Consider the following 18,139-nt stretch of genomic DNA (forward strand, 5'->3'; position numbering starts at 1 on the left):
GCTCAGGCGAGCGCGCGGTAGCGGAAGTCGCTGAACTCCACCGCGCCCGGGCCGGCGCTGTACAACGCGACGCGCAGGCTGAGGAAGCCGCCGAACACATTGTGGTGCAGGCCGGACACTTCCATCCGCGTGTCCAGCCGCGTCCAGGTGCGGCCGTCGTCGTGCGAGTGGTGCCAGGTCACCACGTGGTGGTCGTAGGTCAGGCGGAGGCGCACGCGCCGCGTCGGCATCGCTTGCCGCGCCCACGTCTGCTCCTCCGCATACTGGAACACGCGCAGCCCGTCAGCCGCGAAGCCCAGGCCGACGAAGGCCTTCGGGTTGTAGAACAGCAGCAGGCCGCCTTCGCCGCCATCGACCAGGGTCAGCGTGACCTCGGCCTGGTAGGCACGGTCGCCGACAATGCACGCCAGGGGACTGCCGTCCGCAGGCGACCGGCCTGCGCCGGCGAGGCGGAGGGATTTCCTGCCGTAACGCACGCGCCGCATCTCGTCCGGTCGCGGCGCGTGGAAGGCCCACTGCGTACCGAGGCGATCGCTCGAGAAATCGTCCGACAGCGCGACGCCGGCGATCCCCGCCTTGCCGCCGCGCGGCACCGGCAACGGCGCCGAAAGATCGCCGCCGCGCGCACGGAACCAGCCATCGTCCGTCCACTCGATCGGCTCGAGCAGCGTCTGCCGGCCGAGCGTGCGATAGCCGTTCTCGTAGCCGTGGTAGACCATCCAGCTGTCGCCGGCCGGTCCATCGACCAGCGTCGCGTGGCCGCGCGACCACCAGGGCTCCGCATCGCCCAGCGTGCGCACCAGCGGATTGTGCGGGCAGTGTTCCCACGGTCCGTGGATCGAACGCGAACGCGCGGCGATCACCATGTGGCCGGTGATCGGGCCGGCGGTGCCGCCGACGGCGGTGACCAGGTAGAACCAGTCGCCACGTCGCGTCAGCTTGGGGCCTTCGGGCGCGAAGTTTTCGGTGATCCAGTCTTCCGGATAACGCCAGGGCTGGTAGGCGGTTTCGAGCGCGCCGTCGGTCGCCAGGCCGTTGTCGGTGAGGCGCACCTTGCGGATGCCGTTGACGAACAGGTAACGGCGTCCGTCTTCGCCGACCGCGTGGCCCGGATCGATGCAGCCATCGATGTGCAGGTCCACCGGTTCGCTCCACGGTCCGCGGATGTCGTCGGCCCAGATCGCGTGGATCTTCCACGCCTCGTCTTTCGCCAGTGCCGGCAGGTAGATGAAGTAGCGGTCGCCATGCTTGCAGAGATCGACGGCCCACACCGTCCCCACGTGCGTGCGCAGCGCAGGGCCGAGCGGCGTCCAGGTGACGAGGTCGGTCGAGTGCCAGATCACCAGGCCGGGATAGGCGTCGAACGACGAGAACGTCATGTAGTAGTCGTCGCCGTCCTTGAGGATCGTGGGGTCGGGACGATCGCCGGCGACGATGGGATTGAGATAGGTGCCGTTGCCGAGGTCGGCCTTGCGCTGGCCTTCGACGCCGGTGACGTGCGCCGGCGGCGCCGGCGCGCACGGTGTGGCCGCCGCCACGCGCGACGACAACGGCCAGGTGGCCAGGCCGGCGAGTCCGGCCTTGAACAGTGCGCGACGCGAGGTGCCAGGCATGCGGACTCCGTGATCTCGCGGTCAGCGACGCACGGCGTAGAGGCCGAACGTATTGCCGATGAAGCCACCCGCCGTCTCCACGCTCAGCAGGCTGGCGTCCAGGCCAGTGGCGACGCTCTTCCAGTCGCCAGCGGTCAGCGAGTACGACGCGTCCAGGCGCGGGCCATCGACGCGGAAGCGCAGCGACACGGGGCCGTGTCCTTCGTCCAGCGGAATGCGCGCCAGGCGGTCGCCTTCCTTCCCGTCCTCGTGGCCGCTGCGCCGGTACAGCGACACCGCCAGTCCGCGCGCATCGCGTTCGACGCCGAGCACGTAGTGACCGTACTCATTCTGCAGCAGCACGAGTCCTGCCAGTTCACCGACGGCGGGCTCGAACGAGGCGAGCGTGGTGTCCAGCGTGGCCGCGTGATGCTGCACGCGGTGGGCGATGTACGACGGCTGGCCCGGCACCGTGCCGAAGGCGCCCAGCGGCATCGTGCCCGGCGTGATCGTCAGGCCGTGCGCGCCGGTGGTGTACCAGCGGCTCTGCGGCGGATGCAGGGTCATCCACGACAGCGGCAGCGCGGGCGCGTCGAAGCGCTCGGTCCACGTCATCGGCCCGCTCGTGGGTAACGGTTGCGCATTGCGTGGCAGGTCCGGGCGCTTCGCGACCATCGGCACGCGTTCGCCGCGGGGCAGGACCACCGGCCAGCCGTCCTTCCACGTCACCGGCAGCAGGAAGGTTTCGCGGCCGAGGTTGTACTGGTTGCCGCGGTACGGACGGGTGGCGAGGAACACCGCCCACCACGTGCCGTCCTTGAGCTTCACGAACTGCGCGTGGCCGGTGGACGTCACCGGATCGGCGCGCTTCGGGTCGAGGTCGCGCTGGGTCAACGCGGGATTCGACGGCGAGGGTTGATACGGGCCGGTGAGCGCGCGGCTGCGCCATACCATCTGCGCGTGCTGCTCACCGGTGCCGCCCTCGGCCGCGGTCAGGTAGTACCAGCCGTTGTGCTTGAAGACGTGGGGGCCTTCGATGTGCTCGGGATTCGCCGCGGGATCGGCGCCGCCGTCCACCAGCAGGAGGCGCTTGCCGACCCGTTCGCGCCTGCCGAAGTCGAAACGCTGCAGCCAGATGGCGCGATGGCCGTCGTAGCGGAGCTTTCCATCGGGGACATCGTTGTGGACCACCCACGCGCTGCCGTCGTCGTCGAAGAACAGCGACGGATCGATGCCGGTGACGCCGAGCCAGATCGGGTCCGACCACGGGCCCGCAGGACTCCTGGCCGTCACCACGAAGTTGCCGCGATCGCAGTAGAAGCAGGTGTTGGCGATGTAGAACATGCCGTCGTGGTGGGCGAGGGTGGCGGCGAACAGGCCGCGGGTCAGTTCTTCCTTCTCGCCGTAGTTGATCTGTCCGGGGCGATGGATCGCGTTGCCCACCTGGGTCCACGACACCAGGTCGGTGCTGTGGAAGACTGGCAGGCCGGGGAAGTAACCGAACGTGGAATTCACCAGGTAGAAATCGTCGCCGACGCGGATAGCGGACGGGTCGGGGTAGAAGCCCGCGACGACCGGATTGCGGTACTCGTCCGCGCCCACCGTTGGACCCCCATCGTCGCCGTGGTAGCGCACGTCGCTGAAGACCGCATCGCCCGCCCATGCGGGACCGATCATCAACGATGCCGCCAGGATCCATGCGCAGTGCTTCAGCATCCGGTCTTCCTCTAGTAGGGGGCGGTCGCGGTCCGCCGTGCCCACAGCGCATGCAGGCCGCGCGCGGACAGGTCTTCGGGATGGCGCTGCACGCCGACGCCCAGCGTCGTCAGTGCGTGCGCGTAGGAGGCCAGCAGGCGGTCGTTGCCGATCAGGTGCACCTGCGCCGGGCGCGGCGCATGCGAGAGCAAGCCCGATGCGCGCAACTCGTGGCCGATCAGTAGGCCGGAGAGATACGAAGGCAGCGCCGGTTCGGCGAATTGCTGGAACAGGCCCGTCGTGCGCACGCCGAACAGGTGGTGCAGCAGGCCACCGGCGTCGGCGCTGCGCTTCAGCCCGGCATCGAATGCGTAACCATCGAAGCGCACGTCGCCGGCGGGCATCAACCGGCCGAGGATGCTGTGCTGGCGCAACAGCGCGAAGAGTTCGCCGGTCATCGCGGTGGCGATGCGGTGCACCTGGCCGTCGCGCACCGTGACCCACTTGCTGTGGGTGCCGGGCAGGCAGACGACGTGCGTTCCGCCGGGCAGGGCATCGAGCAATGCGGCGAGTTGCGTCTCTTCGCCACGCATGACGTCTGGCACGCTGTCCGAGTCGCTGTCGCGCAGGCCAGGCACCAGCCATAGCGCGCGGCCATCGAAGCCCGGCGGATGGAAACGCTGCATGCCGAGCGCCAGCGCATGGTTGCCGGCCGGGCAGGACAGGTACGGCATCTCGTGCCAGCCGCCGCGTCCGCCCACCATGCCGCACAGCAGGATGTCGGTGTCGTCCCAGCCGGCGATTTCCTGCGCGAGCACGTCGCCGAAACGGCCCGCGCACGCCAGCACGCCCTGGTCGCTGCGGCGGCGTTCGCGGACCTGGCCGTCGTCGGCCATCCGGTACAGGCGCAGGCTGCTGGTACCCCAGTCGACGGCGATCATGGCAGGCGCACCCGGTCCACGCCGCGCGCCAGCGCGCGCCCGGTGCGATGCGCGAACACGCCGCCCGACAACGGCGAAGCGGCGAGCGCGGCGGCGTCGAGTCCGACGCGTGCGCTGGTCACGTACAGCGTGTCCTCGTGCAACACGCAACACGAAGGCTGCGGCGCCGGCACGCGCACGATCCGGTCGATGCGGCCATCCGGGAGGTAGCGCACCACGCGTCCTGCGCCCCACTGTGCGTTCCACAACGCGCCTTCGGCGTCGATGATGGAACCGTCGGGTTCCGCGCCGGGCAGGTCGAGGTCGACGAACACCGCGATGTCGGACACGGTTGCGGTCGCGGCGTCGTAACGGCACTGCAGGATCCGCGGCGTCACCGAATCGCAGAAGTACATCCGCGTGCCGGTGGCGTCGAAGCAGATCGAATTCGGGATGGCGGCGTGCGGCAAGGCCAGTTCACGCAATCCGTGCGTCGCGGTGTACTGGTAGAAGCGGCCCGCCGGACGCAGATCGGCGTGTTCGCTCTTGGTCCCGAACACGAAGCCGCTTTCACGATCCACGCGGCCGTCGTTGATGCGGGTCATCGGGTCGCCGGCCTCGACATCGGCCAGTTTCTCCAGGGCGAGGTCGCGCGAGGACAGCTGCGCTTCCACATCGCTCGCGTAGAGCCCCTTCGCCAGGCCCAGCAGCAGGCGCCCATCCTCGCCGAGTGCGAGGCAACCGAGCGGCGAGGGGAGCGACCACGTATGCGTGTGGCCACTGTCGGGATCGTGCCGCCACAGTTCGGCGGCGAGGATGTCGGTCCAGTACAGCACGCGACGGCGGTCGCACCACAGGATGCCTTCGCCCAGCGCGCAGCGGCTGTCGACGGCCAGGGTCGCCAGCGCCGTCGTCACGGCATCACCACTCGGCCACGCTGCCATCGGCATGCCGCCACAACGGGTTGCGCCAGCGCGGCGGCTGCCGGTGCGCTTCCACCAGACGGTCCTCGTCGATCTCCACGCCCAGGCCGGGCCTGGGCAGTGCGGCGATGCTGCCGGTGTCGTCGCAGCGGAAATCCTCTTTGTTGAGCACGTAGTCCAGCAGGTCCGCGCCGGTGTTGTAGTGGATGCCGATGCTCTGCTCCTGCAGCATCGCGTTGTGCGACACGAAGTCCACCTGCAGGCACGCGGCCAGCGCGACCGGGCCCAGCGGGCAGTGCGGCGCCAGCGCCACGTCGTGCGCCTCGGCCATCGCCGCGATCTTCACGCACTCGGTGATGCCGCCGGCGTGCGACAGGTCGGGCTGCAGGATCGCCAGGCCGCCGGCCGCGAGGACCGGCTTGAACTCGGCGCGCGAATACATGCGTTCGCCGGCGGCGAGCGGGATCGAGGTCGCATCGGACAACGGGCGGTAGTACTCCCACTGTTCGGGCAACACCGGCTCTTCGACGAACAGCGGCTTGAACGGCGCCAGTTCGCGCAGCAGCACGCGCGCCATCGGCGCGCTGACACGGCCATGGAAGTCGATGCCGAAATCGACGCGGTCGCCCATCGCGTCGCGGATCGCCGCGACCTTGGCCACCGCCGCGTCGATCGCGCGAGGGCTGTCGATGAGCTTCAGTTCCTCGGTGCCGTTGAACTTGAACGTGTCGAAGCCCTGCGCCTGGTAGCGCTGCATCTGCGCGACGATGTCGGCAGGGCGGTCGCCGCCCACCCAGCGATAGGTCTTCATGCGGTCGCGCACGCGTCCGCCGAGCAGCTGGTAGACGGGCACGCCGAGCGCCTTGCCCTTGATGTCCCATAGGGCCTGGTCGATGCCGGCGATCGCGCTCATCAGGATGGCGCCGCCGCGATAGAAGCCGCCGCGATACAGCACCTGCCACAGATCATTGATGCGCGCAGGATCCTGGCCGACGAGATAGTCCGCCAGTTCGTGCACCGCCGCTTCCACGGTGCTGGCGCGCCCTTCGATGACCGGCTCGCCCCAGCCGGTCACGCCCTCGTCGGTCTCCACCTTGAGGAAGAGCCAGCGTGGTGCGGCGTGGAAGGTGCTGACGCGGACGATCTTCATGCGGCGTGGTCCAGGTAGGCCTGGCGGAAGCGACGCGCGTACTCGCACGTGCGCTCGACCGGCTGGCCGGGCTTGTAAAGTTCGCCGCCGATGCCGGCGCCCTGACAGCCGGCTGAGAGGTAGCCGGAGAGGGTGTCGGGCGTGACGCCACCGACGGCGAATAGGGGAACCGGCGGCAGCACGCTGCGCAGGGCGCGCACCATCGCCGGTCCGTAGATGGATGCGGGGAACAGCTTGAGCATCTGCGCGCCGGCATCGAGCGCGTCGAAGGCTTCGCTCGCCGTGGCGACACCGGCGGCGACCTGCAGGCCGCGCTCGACTGCGTGGCGGATCACCGGCGGGCGCGTGTTCGGCGTGACCATCAGGCGTCCACCGGCAGCGAGCAATGCATCCGCATCCACCGTCGTCAGCACGGTGCCCGCACCGATCCATGCGTGATCGCCGAACGCATCGACGGCGATGCGCACGCTGCGCGCCCAGTCCGGCGAATTGGTCGGGATCTCGATCGCGTCGTAGCCTTCTTCCACCAGCGCGCCCACGTGTGCGGGCACGTCGGCCGGCGTGATGCCGCGCAGGATCGCGATCAGCGGCAGGGCGAAGGGAAGGGTGGGCGCGTCCATGCGGATCAGTCGTGGTAGACCTGCGAACGGCCGCCATCGATGGTGATGTCGGTGGCGTTGATGAAGCGCGCTTCGTCGCTGGCGAGGAACAGCGCGGTGAACGCCACTTCCTCGGGCGTGCCGATGCGCCCGGGCGGCAGCAGTGCCGCCTGCTTCTCGCGCGTTCCGGGCTCGCGCTCGAACCACGCTTCGATGCGCGGCACGAGGATAAGGCCGGGCGAAATCGAGTTCACCCGGATCCCGCGCGCGGCGTACTCGATGCCGAGCGCGCGGGTCAGGCCGATCAGCCCGTGCTTCGCGACCGGATACGGGAAGCAGCCCGCGATGATCTTGTGGCCATGCACCGAGGCGATGTTGACGATGCTGCCCGCGCCCTGCACCTGCATCGCGGGCAGCACGGCACGGCAAAGATGCCAGGCGCCCTTGAGGTTGAGCGACAGGCAGCGCTCCCAATTCTCGTCGGACAGGGTGAGCGGATCGGAGAACACATCCGCACCGGCATTGTTGACCAGCACATCGATGCGGCCATGCGCCGCGAGCACCGCCTGCACGGCCGCGTCCATCGCGCCGGCATCGGTGATGTCGGCGATGCGGTGCTGCACGCCGTCATCGGCGATGGGCACGGCCTGCTTGTCGAGGCCGACCACGGTGGCGCCCTCGCGTGCGAACAGCTGCGCCGTGGCCGCGCCGATGCCGCTGGCGGCACCGGTGACCAGCGCGACCTTGCCGGACAGGCGGCCGCTCATGGGAGACGGATTCCGTCCGGCGTGGACGCGACGATGGCGCCGGCACGCGACGTGCCGTCGGATTGCGATGTCGCCATGGGGCCCTCCTCCCGGCGGTGATCGGATGCGGGGCTGTCCCGTGGCGGACCTGTGCCGGCCATCCCCGGGGCCCCTCGCGGGCGGTCAGGCATGGCCGCCGACCCGCGCTTGAAGCGTGGCATAGCCTCGCGTGGGCATCTATGTACGACAAATGAAATTTTTGTCATAGGCTATTCCGCACACGAATAGCTCGTGCCCCGGAGGCGACCATGGTCCACCCCACCACCGGCTGGTTCGGCGCCACGCGCCTGAAGACCCGCCATCTTTCCCTGCTGCTGCACCTGTACGAACAGCGCTCGGTCCTGCGCGCGGCCGAGGCCGCCAACATGACCCAGCCCGCCGCCTCCAAGCTGCTGGCGGAGATGGAGAGCCTGCTCGGCGTGCCCCTGTTCGAGCGCCATGCCCGTGGCGTGGAGCCGACCTGGTACGGCCAGGTGCTGATCCGCCGGGCACGCTCGGCCCTGTCCGAGATCGGCCGTGCCCACGACGAGATCGCCGCCTTGCGCAGCGGACGCATGGGCCAGGCCGCGATCGGCACCGTGGTGAATCCCGGTACCACCCTGGTGCCGCAGGCCATCGCGGCGGTGAAGCGCGATTTCCCCGACATCCTCATCCGGGTCGAGATGGACTACAGCCGGCCGCTCGTGGCCAAGCTGCTGGATGGCCAGCTCGACATCGTGGTCGGTCGCATCATGGGCCCCGAAGGCGCGGGCGAGCTGGATTTCGAGCCGCTGGCCGACGAGCCGCACGCCGTCATCGTGCGTGCGGGCCATCCGCTGACCCGGCGTCCGCGCATCACCCACGCCGACTTGGCCGACTACGGCTGGATCATGCCGCCGGCCGCCAGCGTGCTGCGGTCGCGCCTGGATGCGGTCTTCCTCGAACACGGCCAGCCACCGCCGCAGAACATCGTGGAAACCGCTTCGCTGCCGGTGATCATCCATCTGCTCCGGCACAGCGACCTGTTGACGGCGCTGCCGGCCGAGTCGGTGGGCCCGTACCTGCAGACCGGGCAGATGTGCGTGCTGCCGATCGAGCTGGGCGTGCGCATGGAGTTCTTCGGCATCATCCGCCGGCGTGATCAGCTGCTGTCCCCCGGCGCCGAGCGCGTGCTGGACGCCCTCCGGAGTACGGCGCGTCGCCTCTATACCGACCTGGAACCCTCCCCGACGGGCACGGCGCCGCCTTGAGGCGAGGGCGGCGGCGATTGAACCTGAAGACCTATTCGGGTTCGATATAGCTGGCGATCAATATTTCATTGGTACGGCATGTCAGCGCCGCCTATGCTCCCGGCGCAGTCACAGGAAGGCGGTCCCACGGCCGCCAGGTGAGCGCCAGGCACCGGTCGCAAGGCCGACGTTGCCGCGGCGCCCCACGGGAAAGACCGAACCATCGACGACCGCGGCCGGGGGCCGCAGCCGCCATCGCTTCATCCGGCCACGGGGCGCGAAGACGTCCGGGCAGGACCACAACTCCATCGTTTGCCATGTGTCCTGGGAGGGAACATCCATGTCAACGCGTCAGCGCCGCATCGCGGCTGGACCCCGTGCGGGCCGTTCCGCCGGCCGCCACCTGCAACCCACCGTCCTCGCTCTCGGCATCGCGTTGCTGCTGTCGGCGCCTGCGTTCGCGCAGGAGGCCACGACCGAGGCGAAAGAGGGCGATACGCCCACCGAACTCGATGCGGTCGTCGTCACCGGCATCCGCGGTTCCGTGTACCGGGCGCAGGACATCAAGCGCGACGCCGACACGTTCGTCGATTCGGTCACCGCGCTCGACATCGGCGCCTTGCCCGACCGCAGCGTCACCGAAACGCTGTCGCGCATCCCCGGCGTGACCATCGATCGCTTCCTGACGGTCGGCGATCCGGAGCACTTCTCCGCAGAAGGTGGCGGCGTGCAGGTGCGCGGCCTGACCCAGGTCCGTTCCGAATTGAACGGTCGCGACAGCTTCTCCGCGTCCGGCGGCCGCAGCCTCAGCTTCCAGGACGTGCCAGCCGAACTGATGGCCGGCGTGGACGTCTACAAGAACCAGAAGGCCGACATGATCGAAGGTGGCCTCGGCGGCACCGTCGACCTGCGCACCTTCATGCCGTTCGACATCGAAGGCAGCCGGTTCGGCATGTCGTTCAGCGCCAACAAGGGCGACTTCGCCGACCAGCTGAAGCCCTCGGGCTCGGTGCTCTTCAGCAACCGCTGGGACACCGATGCAGGCGAGTTCGGCATCCTGGTCAACCTGGCCCATTCCGAACTGGCGACGCGTACCGACGGCATGTTCGTGCGGCCGTTCTTCAATACCGCCAACTCCGACCTCAACAACGACGGCACCAACGAAAGCCTGTGGCTGCCGCGCGGCGCCGACTGGCGCACGCTGGAATACGAACGCGAACGCCAGGGCGCCTACGTCGCGCTGCAATGGCGGCCGAACGACAACCTGGAGCTGTTCGCCACCGCCTTCCAGAGCCGATACGACGAGCTGTGGTACGAAGACGCGATCTTCGTCTCCAACGATCCGCTGCAGGTGCGCGTGGATGCCAGCGAGCCGTACGAACTCGATGGCGACGTGTTCGTTTCGGGCCGCCTGCGGTCGAACGGCGACATCCCGATGGGCACGGACATCCGCGCCTCGCACCGCAAGTCCGACACCACCGACTACTCGTTCGGCCTGAAGTGGCTGTTCAGCGACCGCACCGAGTTCTCAACCGACGTGCAGTACATCAAGGCGAACACCGAAGCGCTGGATTCCACGGTGTCGCTCGGCCTCAACGTGCCTTACATCGACATCGACCTGGGCCATGGTGTGCCGCGCATCGGCGTCGACAACCAGTTCACCGCCAACCCCGCGAACTACTACTGGGGGTTCACGATGGACCACCAGGACGACAACACCGCCGACGAAATCGCCTGGCGCGCGGACCTGAAGCACAGCTTCGACAGCAACGTCTTCGATTCGGTGAAGTTCGGCGTGCGCGTCACCGACCGCGATGCGCACAGCATCGACACCGGTTACGACTGGCAGCCGGTGTTCCAGCCGTGGATGCAGTGGTGGGCGCTGCCGGGCGGCGTGCCGCTGCCGGGCCTGGACCTCAACGGCACGGTCAACTCCAGCCTGACCAACCTGATCACCTTCGACAACTTCTACCGTGGCGGTGCGTCGACGCCGGGCTCGTTCTACTCGCCCGTGCTGTCCACCGCGCTCGATTTCCCGAACAGTTACCTCGACATCCACGGCGCCGCAGTCCCGTACTACACCTGCTGCTACGGCCAGATCACCCCGCGCAACCTCGCCGATCCGCAGTGGGGCAACGTGCAGAACGAGCGCACCTACGCCGCCTACGCGATGCTGAACTTCGCGATGGACCAGGCGCGCATCGACGGCAACGTCGGCGTGCGCGTGGTGCGCACGGAGAACAGCGCCAAGGGTTATCTGGTGTACCCGAACAACGCGTTCGCGCCGTACCTGGGCACGGGCCAGTCGGAACCGATCTCCGCAGAGAATTCGTACACGGACGTGCTGCCCAGCGCGAACGTGAAGTGGGAGCCGGCCGAGAACTGGGTCGTCCGCTTCGCCGCATCGAAGGCCATCGCACGACCGGCCTTCAGCGACATGCAGGCCTACCAGGTGCTCAGCGTGGCGGTCCGGGACGGCGTCAGTCCGCAGCCGGGCGACGAGCTTGGCCCGGAGGATCTGGAACTGACCGGCAGTTCCACCGACAACCCGTACCTGACGCCGATGAAGGCCAACCAGTTCGACCTTTCGCTGGAGTGGTACTTCGCGCCGGACAGCGGCGGCATGGCCTGGGTGAACTTCTTCTACAAGGACATCAAGGACTACTTCCGCCAGCAGACCGAGCTGCTCGCCTATCCGGGCGTCGATGGCAACGAGTACGACTATCGCGTTTCCCGCCTGGTGAACGTCGGCAAGGCGAAGATCCAGGGCGCGGAGATCGGCTGGAACCAGTTCTTCGATTTCCTGCCCGCGCCATTCGACGGATTCGGCATGTCCGCCAACTACACCTACATCGACAGCTCCACGAGCATTCCGGCCGCCTCCAACGCGGTGCCCGTCGACACCGACGGTTCGCTGTTCGGCGATCTGCCGGCCGATGGCCTGTCGAAGAATTCGTACAACGTCGCGGCGTTCTACGAAAAGGGTCCGTGGCAGGTTCGCCTGGCCTACAACTGGCGCAGCGAGTACCTGCTGTCGATCGGCCCGAACGGCTACAACGGCGGCGACGGCGGCATCCCGTGGAAGCTGCCGGTGTACAGCGACAGCTTCGGCCAGCTCGACGGATCGATCTTCTATCGCTTCTCCGACAACGTGCAGTTCGGTCTCGAGATGAACAACCTCAACAATGCCGAGCAGCGCACGCTGATGGACCAGAACGGCGCAGGCAAGCGCATCACGTCGTGGTACGTCAACGACCGCCGTTACGCCGCGACGCTCCGCTTCACGTTCTGATGCAGCACCCCGGGAACGGCCGGTATCGCCGGCCGTTCCTTCGATGGACCGGCGCACGCCCGATGCGGCGCCCGAGGTGTGCTTCCTGCCGGCGCACCGCTGTTCCCCGACAGGAGATTCCGTGCTCACGCTTCGCCTGACCCTCGCGCTGTTCGTTTTCCTGCTGGTGCCCGGCGCGGCGGCGAAGGACGACGTCACCGGCTACCGCTGGCGCAATGTCGCCATCGGCGGCGGCGGTTTCGTCAGCGGCCTGGTCTTCCATCCGCACGAGAAAGGCTTGCTGTACGCCCGTACCGACATCGGTGGCGCGTACCGCTGGCAGCCGCGCGAGCAGCGCTGGCAACCCCTGATGGACTGGATGGGCCACGACGACAGCGGTCGCTTCGGCGTGGAAAGCCTCGCGCTGGATCCGTCCGATCCCGATCGCCTCTATCTTGCCGTCGGCACCTATCTGCACGAGCGTGGACAGGACGGCGTGATCCTGCGTTCGAACGATCGCGGCGCCACGTTCCAGCGCGCTGCGCTGCCGTTCAAGCTCGGTGGCAACGAACAGGGGCGCGGCAACGGGGAACGCCTCGCTGTGGATCCGAACGACGGCCGCGTACTGCTGTTCGGCACGCGCGCCAACGGTCTGTGGCGGAGCGACGATGCCGGCGCGACGTGGCGCGAGAGCGCCGGCTTTCCCGCGATCGCCAAGGCCCGGTCGGCCTGGGCAATGGGGTGGCGCGAGCTGCGCCCGGTGGGCATCGCGTTCGTCGTATTCGATCCGGTCGATGGCACGAACGGCGTGCCGTCGAAGACGATCTACGCCGGTGTCTCGACGAACGAAACCAGCCTGTATCGTTCGCGGGATGGTGGCGCGACGTGGCAGGCCGTGCCCGGCCAGCCGGTCGGATTGCGCCCCAGCCACATGGTGCGCGATGCGCGTGGCCGCTGGCTGCTGAGCTACGGCGACGAGCCCGGTCCGAACAACATGGCCGACGGTGCCGTCTGGCGCTTCGACCCCGCCGGCGATCGCTGGGAAGACATCACGCCGGTGCGTCGTTCGAAGGCCGATGCCGGCTTCGGCTGGGGCGCCGTGGCGGCGGATGCGACCAATCCCGACGTCATCATCGCCAGTACGTTCCGCCGGTACCAACCGCACGACGACATCTATCGCAGCCTCGATGGCGGCCGCACGTGGACGGCGCTGTTCCCGCGGTCCGGGTTCGACCATGCCTCCGCACCGTGGACGCAGGACGCCAAGCCGCACTGGATGGCGGATCTCGAGATCGATCCGTCCGATCCGGACCGCCTGCTGTTCGTGACCGGGTATGGCGTATGGGCTTCCACCAACGCGCGAGCGTTCGATGCCGGTGCCACGATGCAATGGCGCTTCGAGCAGGCCGGCTTCGAGGAAACCGTCCCGCTGGCGCTGGCCAGTCCGCCGCAGGGCGCGCACCTGGTAAGCGGCCTCGGCGACGTCGACGGCTTCGTCCACGACGATCTCGATGTCTCGCAGCAGCGCTTCGCCGGCGTGCGCTTCTCCAACACGGAGAGCCTGGCCTTCGCCGGCCGCGCCCCGCAGGTGATGGTGCGCACGGGCTACTTCCACAACCGGCCGGAAGGCGCGGTGCGTGGCGGGTGGTCGAATGATGGCGGGCGTACCTGGACCGCCTTCGCGACCGATCCGGCCGATGGCGAAGGTGCCGGGCAGATCACGCTCGCCGCCGACGGCAAGCGCGCGATCTGGCATCCGCGCAATGGCGAACACCATTGGATCACCGCCGACATGGGCGCACGCTGGCAACCGGTGAAAGGCCTGCCGAAGACCGCGGTGGTGGAAGCCGATCGCGTCGATGAAGGGATCTACTACGGCTTCGATGCGATCAGCGGCAAGCTCTACGTCAGCGGCAACGGAGGCGTCGCCTTCGACGAAGTGCGCGCGCCGGTCGGCGAGATCGGCGACTGGTATCGCGCCGAGATCCGGCCACACCCGGAGAAGATGGGCGAAGCCTGGATCGCCGCATCGTGGCGCGGCCTGCTGCACCTCGCGCCCGGCAAGCTGGAGCGCGTGCCCGGCGTGGACAACGTCATGTCCGTGGGGCTGGGCAAGCCGGCGAAGGAGGGCGACGCGCCCGTCCTGTTCGTGTTCGGCGAAGTGCGTGGGCAGCGTGGCCTGTTCCGTTCGGACGATGGCGGACGCCGCTGGCGTCGCATCGATGGTGACGCACTGCGATTCGGCGGCATCATCCGCCATGTGACAGGCGATCCCCGCCTGCATGGCCGCGTCTACTTCGGCACCGAAGGGCGCGGCATCTGGTACGGAGATCCGGAATGATTCGAGCTGTCCCGCTTTTGTTGGGCCTGTTGGCCATCCCTGCGGCGCAGGCGGTCGAGATGCCGCGCATCTTCGCCGACGGCATGGTCGTGCAGCGCGACCAGCCGGTGCGCGTCTGGGGCGAGGCCGCGCCAGGCGCGCGCGTGCACGTGACCTTCGCCGGCCGCGAGGCCACGGCGCAGGCTGCAGCCGATGGACGCTGGTCGCTGGCGCTGCCCGCGCAGACGGCGGGCGGTCCGCACGTGATGCGCATCGACGATGGCAAGCAACCGCGCGTGCTGCGCGACGTGCTGGTCGGTGACGTGTGGCTGGCCAGCGGGCAGTCGAACATGGAGTGGCCCATCGCGCAGTCGGCGAACCCCGAGGCCGAAGCCGCACGCGCGACCGATCCGCAGATCCGCCATTTCAAGATTCCGAAGTCGTGGTCCGGCGAACCGCAGGCACAGCTCGAAGGCGGCGAATGGGTGGCGTCCTCGCCGCAGGCCGCGCCGAAGTTCTCCGCCGTCGCCCATTTCTTCGCCCGCGAATTGCGCAAGGTCACCGGCGTGCCGATCGGCATCATCGACAGTACCTGGGGTGGCAGCCGGATCGAGGCCTGGATGGATGCACCCTCGCAGGGTGTCGATGCCTCTGCGTTGCGGGCGCAGGCAGAACGACTGCGCGACGCCGACACGCGCGCGCTGCAGCAGACGCACGCCCACCTGGCACGCTGGGCCTCCTGGCCGGCGGACGACACCGGTTGGGAGAAGCGCGACCTTGATACCCGCGATTGGGTGCCGATCACGGTGCCTTCGCTGTGGGAGAAAACGGGCTGGAATGGGCTGGATGGCGTGGCGTGGTACCGCACCACCTTCACGCTGAGCGCGGAGGAAGCCGCCGCCGGCGTGACGCTGGGCGTAGGGCGCATCGACGATTCCGACATCACCTGGGTCAACGGCGTGCAGGTCGGCGAAACGCGCATGCAGTACAACCAGCCGCGCCGCTACCGCGTGCCTGCCACGGCGCTGCGCGCGGGCGTGAACCAGGTGGCGGTACGCGTGTCGGACTTCGGCGGCGGCGGTGGCATCCACGGCGAGCCGGCGGAGGTCTTCGTGCAGCCAGCAAGCGGCAGTGCGCGTCCGTTGGCGGACTGGTCGTTCCGCCCGTCGCGCGTGACCGTGGCGCTGGTCGACGACAAGAACCAGCACCCCACGCTGCTCTACAACCGGATGATCCATCCGCTGCAGCCGTATGCCATCCGCGGCGTGATCTGGTACCAGGGCGAATCCAATGCGAACACGGTGCCGGAGGCGCTCAAGTACCGCACGCAGTTCCCGGCCCTGATCCAGCAGTGGCGCCGCCAGTGGCAGGCCCCCGACATGCCGTTCCTGTGGGTGCAGCTGGCGAACTTCTCTTCCGGCGTCGACCAGGGCGACCAGAGCCCGTGGGCGATGCTGCGCGAATCGCAGTCGGCCACGCTGGCGTTGCTGGCCACCGCGCAGGTGGTGACCATCGACATCGGCAATCCGACCGACATCCATCCGCTCAACAAGCAGGATGTCGGCAAGCGGCTTGCGTTGGCGGCGCGGCACGTCGCGTATGGCGAATCACTGGTCTACCACGGGCCGGTCCATACGCAGGCGCAGTTCTCGGACGGCGTCGCGACCCTTGCCTTCGACGATGGCGGCAGCGCCCTTGCCGTGCGCGGAGGCGGCACGCGCGTGCACGGCTTCGCACTGGCCGGTGCCGATAGCGTCTTCCATCCCGCCGAGGCCTCGCTCATCGACGGTCGTGTCGTCGTGCGCAGCGACTTAGTGAAGGCGCCGGTAGCCGTGCGCTACGGCTGGTCCGACAACCCGGCCGACGCCGACCTGATCAACGCGGCGGGCTTGCCTGCTTCGCCTTTCCGTACCGATGCATGGTGACTCCCGAATGCCTTCGATGATGCCCCGCCGCCTGTTGCTGCTGTCGCTCGTCGCGCTGCTTGGTCTGGCCGCCTGCCAGCCCGCCGGGAAAGGCGATGCGCCAGCCACGGCGAAGGGCGACGGCGCGGCCGATGCGTCCGGTGCCACGCCGATCCCGCAGATCGTCAGCAGGGACGGACGCCACGCACTGATGGTCGACGGCGCGCCGTTCCTGATCCTCGGCGCGCAGGTCAACAACTCCAGCAACTGGCCGCAGGCGCTGGACGACGTCTGGCCCGCCATCGACGTGGTCAAGCCGAACACGGTGATGGTGCCGGTGGCCTGGGAACAGGTCGAAGCGAAGGAGGGTACCTTCGACTTCTCCTTCGTCGACGTGCTGCTCAAGCAGGCGCGCGAGAAGAACGTGCGGCTGGTGCTGCTGTGGTTCGCGACCTGGAAGAACAACGGCCCGAACTACGCACCGGCCTGGGTCAAGCTCGACAACACGCGCTTCCCGCGCGTCATCACCGCCGATGGTCGCACGCTCAATTCCCTGTCGCCGCATGCGCAGGCCACGCTGGACGCCGACCGCAAGGCCTTCGTCGCCCTGATGACGCACCTGAAGGCCGCCGACCCGCAGCGCACCGTCATCATGGTGCAGCCGCAGAACGAACCCGGCACCTACGGCAGCGTGCGCGATTTCTCGCCGCTGGCGCAGAAGGTGTTCGAAGGCCCGGTGCCCGACGCGTTGCTGAAGAAGCTCGGCAAGACGCCCGGCACATGGCGCGAAGTGTTCGGCGCCGACGCGGACGAGTACTTCCACGCCTGGCACATCGCGCACTACATCGACCAGGTCGCCGAGGCCGGCAAGGCGGTCTATCCGCTGCCGATGTACATCAACGCCGCGCTGCGCGGGCCGTTCAATCCGGGCCAGCCCGGGCAGTACGCCAGCGGCGGGCCCACCGACAACGTGCTGGACGTGTACAAGGCCGCCGCGCCGCATATCGACCTGCTTGCGCCGGACATCTACATGCCCGAATACACGCACTACACCACGGTGCTGGACCGCTACTCGCGCCCCGACAATCCGCTGTTCGTCGCCGAAACCGGCAACCGCGAGGAATACGCACGCTACTTCTTCTCCGCCCTGGGCGAACAGGCCATCGGCTGGTCGCCGTTCGGCATCGACTACTCGCGCTACTCGAACTGGCCGCTCGGCGCCAAGCACATGGACGAGAAGACGCTGGCCACCTTCGCGATGAACTACGCGATGGTGAAGCCGGCGGCGCGCGTGATCGCACAGGCCAGCTTCGACGGCAAGGTGCGCGCCACCGCCGAGCAGCCCGGCCAGGCCGTGCAGACGGTGAAGATCGATGACCGCTGGAACATGACGGTGACCTACGGCGTGCCGCAGTTCTGGTTCCAGGGCGAGCCGCCGGGCAATCCCGAACCGATCGGCCGCGCGCTGATAGTGCAGCTTGGGCCGGACGAGTTCCTCGTCACCGGCGCGCATGCGCGCATCAACATCGATGCGGCAGACCCGGCCGTCGCCGCGCGGCAGATCTACGAGTACGTCGACGAAGGCACCTACGTCGACGGCAAGTGGGTCTTCCGTCGCCGCTGGAATGGCGACCAGACCGATTACGGCCTGAATTTCTCCAGCGTCCCGCAGTTGCTGCGCGTGAAGCTGGCGACCTACTGATCGATCCGTGGACCGGCCCGCCGGTCCCAGAACCCGGGTGCCCACGCGC

General features: G+C 68.5%; 12 protein-coding genes. 5 read left to right on the top strand and 7 right to left on the bottom strand.

The features are described 5' to 3' along the window. Positions 1 to 2: 2 nt before the first annotated feature. The 7 genes from Q0907_RS14110 to Q0907_RS14140 are packed head-to-tail and all read right to left on the bottom strand — an operon-like array spanning position 3 to position 7,646. On the bottom strand, positions 3 to 1,613 hold the full coding sequence (locus tag Q0907_RS14110) for a family 43 glycosylhydrolase (protein WP_299345898.1): 1,611 nt from the start codon (positions 1,611 to 1,613) through the stop codon (positions 3 to 5). Positions 1,614 to 1,634: 21 nt separating this feature from the next. Next, positions 1,635 to 3,308 (bottom strand): glycoside hydrolase family 43 protein, encoded by a 1,674-nt coding sequence (locus tag Q0907_RS14115; protein WP_299345901.1) that lies wholly within the window; start codon positions 3,306 to 3,308, stop codon positions 1,635 to 1,637. An 11-nt stretch (positions 3,309 to 3,319) separates the two neighbouring features. After that, the gene (locus tag Q0907_RS14120; protein WP_299345904.1) at positions 3,320 to 4,228 is read right to left on the bottom strand and encodes a 2-dehydro-3-deoxygalactonokinase; all 909 of its coding nucleotides are present in this window, start codon (positions 4,226 to 4,228) and stop codon (positions 3,320 to 3,322) included. Next, on the bottom strand, positions 4,225 to 5,151 hold the full coding sequence (locus tag Q0907_RS14125) for an SMP-30/gluconolactonase/LRE family protein (RefSeq protein WP_299345907.1): 927 nt from the start codon (positions 5,149 to 5,151) through the stop codon (positions 4,225 to 4,227). Before Q0907_RS14125 ends, Q0907_RS14120 begins: the two co-directional genes overlap by 4 nt. Further along, entirely contained in the window at positions 5,129 to 6,280 is a 1,152-nt protein-coding gene (gene dgoD, locus Q0907_RS14130; RefSeq protein WP_299345910.1) for a galactonate dehydratase, read from the bottom strand. The genes Q0907_RS14125 and dgoD overlap by 23 nt, the downstream gene beginning before the upstream one ends. Beyond that, on the bottom strand, positions 6,277 to 6,900 hold the full coding sequence (locus Q0907_RS14135) for a 2-dehydro-3-deoxy-6-phosphogalactonate aldolase (protein ID WP_299345913.1): 624 nt from the start codon (positions 6,898 to 6,900) through the stop codon (positions 6,277 to 6,279). The genes dgoD and Q0907_RS14135 overlap by 4 nt, the downstream gene beginning before the upstream one ends. A 5-nt stretch (positions 6,901 to 6,905) precedes the next feature. Continuing rightward, positions 6,906 to 7,646 (bottom strand): SDR family oxidoreductase, encoded by a 741-nt coding sequence (locus Q0907_RS14140; protein WP_299345916.1) that lies wholly within the window; start codon positions 7,644 to 7,646, stop codon positions 6,906 to 6,908. A 287-nt stretch (positions 7,647 to 7,933) separates the two neighbouring features. On the opposite strand from Q0907_RS14140, the gene Q0907_RS14145 reads away from it, so the two are divergent. The 5 genes from Q0907_RS14145 (at position 7,934) to Q0907_RS14165 (ending at position 18,090) form a co-directional block, all read left to right on the top strand. After that, on the top strand, positions 7,934 to 8,914 hold the full coding sequence (locus tag Q0907_RS14145) for a LysR substrate-binding domain-containing protein (protein ID WP_296282225.1): 981 nt from the start codon (positions 7,934 to 7,936) through the stop codon (positions 8,912 to 8,914). A 319-nt stretch (positions 8,915 to 9,233) separates the two neighbouring features. Further along, on the top strand, positions 9,234 to 12,185 hold the full coding sequence (locus tag Q0907_RS14150) for a TonB-dependent receptor (RefSeq protein ID WP_299345919.1): 2,952 nt from the start codon (positions 9,234 to 9,236) through the stop codon (positions 12,183 to 12,185). Between the two features lie 121 nt (positions 12,186 to 12,306). Continuing rightward, entirely contained in the window at positions 12,307 to 14,505 is a 2,199-nt protein-coding gene (locus Q0907_RS14155; protein WP_299345922.1) for a cellulase, read from the top strand. Beyond that, on the top strand, positions 14,502 to 16,409 hold the full coding sequence (locus Q0907_RS14160; RefSeq protein WP_299345925.1) for a sialate O-acetylesterase: 1,908 nt from the start codon (positions 14,502 to 14,504) through the stop codon (positions 16,407 to 16,409). Before Q0907_RS14155 ends, Q0907_RS14160 begins: the two co-directional genes overlap by 4 nt. Beyond that, a complete protein-coding gene (locus Q0907_RS14165; RefSeq protein WP_299345928.1) occupies positions 16,399 to 18,090 on the top strand; it encodes a DUF5597 domain-containing protein in 1,692 nt (563 codons plus the stop codon). The genes Q0907_RS14160 and Q0907_RS14165 overlap by 11 nt, the downstream gene beginning before the upstream one ends. Positions 18,091 to 18,139: the final 49 nt, after the last annotated feature.

Source organism: uncultured Pseudoxanthomonas sp., assembly GCF_947498795.1.
Classification (GTDB): Bacteria; Pseudomonadota; Gammaproteobacteria; order Xanthomonadales; family Xanthomonadaceae; genus Pseudoxanthomonas_A.